Source organism: Actinoplanes sp. NPDC026670 (genome assembly GCF_040638175.1).
Lineage (GTDB): Bacteria > Actinomycetota > Actinomycetes > Mycobacteriales > Micromonosporaceae > Actinoplanes.
In genome coordinates this window covers 1-2,267 of record NZ_JBEZXU010000163.1, presented here as the reverse complement: position 1 = coordinate 2,267, position 2,267 = coordinate 1, and the positions used below count along the sequence as shown (strand labels likewise).

General features: G+C 70.3%; 2 protein-coding genes. One reads left to right on the top strand and one right to left on the bottom strand.

Annotated features, from left to right (window positions below; all coding sequences use genetic code 11):
• Positions 1 to 166 precede the first annotated feature (166 nt).
• Positions 167 to 700, top strand: a complete 534-nt coding sequence (locus AB0E94_RS52720; protein WP_357097984.1) for a hypothetical protein — start codon at positions 167 to 169, stop codon at positions 698 to 700.
• A 594-nt stretch (positions 701 to 1,294) separates the two neighbouring features.
• Here the strand turns inward: AB0E94_RS52720 and AB0E94_RS52715 are convergent.
• A complete protein-coding gene (locus AB0E94_RS52715) occupies positions 1,295 to 1,672 on the bottom strand; it encodes a hypothetical protein (protein WP_357097980.1) in 378 nt (125 codons plus the stop codon).
• Positions 1,673 to 2,267: the final 595 nt, after the last annotated feature.

The following is a 2,267-nucleotide window of genomic DNA, read 5'->3' as shown; positions in this document are numbered from 1 at the left end:
GCCACCGGCGCCCTCGTCCAGGAAGACGCTCGCCGTCGGCTGCCCCTGCACCGCGAACGACGCCGTCAGCAGACCGTGCTCCCGGTCCGTGACGATGCGCGTGGGCGTGGGCGGCTCGCGGAACTCGCGTATCGGCGGCCCCTGACCGACACCCGGGCGGTTCTCGGTGACCGCCACGGATGCCGAGCACCCGCGGTACGGCTACGGCCGGGGCGGGCGGCCGCTGTGGTCGTCACGTGACCGCGACGCGGAGAAGCTGCGTAAGGTGCTGCGCCAAGCCGGGCTGCGGGATTTCGACGAGCGGCACCTGGACGGCTTCGCGGTCGAGGGCGCCAACGCCAGCCAGGACGGGCCAGAGCCGTTCATCGTCACCTACTGCGACACCGTCGGCGTGCCGGAGACTACGGCCCGTTACCGGGCGATTCTGGAGCGAGCCGGCTACCAGGTCGAACCGGACCCGCTCGACGAGCGGGCGCTGCTGGTGCCACGACAGACCACCCAGGCGACAACGGCGGCAACGGGGCGGCGGATGATGGCGACCGCCGTGGTGTGCGCGGTAGTGGCCACGTTGGCGCTGCTCGCCTCCTGGACCGGATCCGGTGCGGTGCGGCTCGCCGGTGGAGTCGGCTCGGCCGTGTGCGGCGTGCTGGCGGCGTTCCTGGCCGGCTTGTGGTACCGGCGCCGCGCGGGCCTGGACTGAGACTCGCCGCTGTCACCACGAGGTGAGGATTCTGGGAACGGATGTGAGGGTGGCTGGTCCGCGCGGCCAGCTGCCGCCCCCACCGCTTCGCGCGCGCGTTTTGTCGTCTGCACGTTCACACCCGACACCACCTCGACCGCATGGCAGGCCGAGTTGCGGTTCCGGCGCAGTTCAGGGCACCCCTCGCGGTGTCATTCTGAGATTCGGCGCGCGTGACTACCGTCGACGGTGCCGCCCGACCGCCGGCCCCTGATCCGGGCTCCCCCGCCCCGGTTCGCAGGTCTTGTGGGTTCGCACGTTCCCCAGCCCGGCCGGCTCGATGCCCTGGCTGATCCGCGCCCGTGTCACCTGGCCGATCGTGAGCCTGATCGCCGTGGTCGGGTCCCGTGTCGTGGTGACCAGTTCGGTGGGGCCGTGCGGCTTCGGGGGGAGAAAAAGGGGGCTGGCACTCCTGGGGTCTCCCACCATGTTCCCCACGGACATCACCCCGGGGGCACCCCGGCCGGCACCGGCTCGCCGTTACCAACACCTACGACCGGCCGGGGCGACCAGGAACCCGACGCGCGGCTGCCCGACTGAGCGGCCTCCTGGTCGTCACCGCGTGAGCGTCGCCCAGACCTGGCTGGCGCCGATCGGGTCGATGGCGCGCAGGTTCACCGGCACGTCGAGCACGACCAGATGCGCGCGGCCGGAGTTGTCCGGACCCGGGGCGATCAGGTCCTGCACAGCCGTCTCGATCGCGCCGTCGGCAGCGCCGGGTTCCGGTACGCCCAGCAGCTTCGCGGCGACCTCGGCCGGGAACGGGCCGCCCTGCCACTCGATCTCCCATGTTCGCCCACCCTTGCCTTGCCACCAGTCGAGGTTGGTAGCGCCGTTGAGCGCGCAGGTGTCCCGCAGAGAGGACATGACCCGCCCCAACGCCTCGAAGTACCGCTGCGGGTTGGCCACCAGGTGGTGCGACTGATCCGTCATGGACTGCTCAACGAACCGAGCCGGGGTCAGGTCCGCCTGTGCCCCTGGTGATCCCGGGCGTGACCGTACCGATCATCGGCTGATCCTCACGGTCGATCCCGGTGTCCCTCGTGGCCCCGGGGAGAGTTTTCTGTCGCCTGGGTTCGGGGTCGTTGGTTCAGCCGTCGCCGAAAAACGCAGGCCACCGGGTACGGCGAGTGTGGAAACTCGTCAGCGCGTGAGCTGCCCTACCCGCGCGTTTCGCGGCCCTTTACCGGCAGAGATCCGACCCGCCCCTACCCGCCGAGGCTGGTGGATCACCGGCGGGTGCCCGCGCCGAGGGCTGGCGGCCAGCCTGCCGGGCGCCGTTGGCGGCCGATCACCAACAACCGCGCGGCCCCGACCCAACCCGGACCCTTCCCCGCGCTGGTTGGCATCACCGCCGTCGGTGATCGGCGGTACGCAGGGCGCACTGATGGCGTCAGATCGTCGTTCGGATCGCCAACGAACCGGTGATCGGATCAGTGTTCGAACACTGATCCGATAAACGACAGGTTTTTTTTGGTGTTTGTGTTGGGTGGGTGTTTGGTGGGTGTTAGGTGGGTGGTTAGTGGGT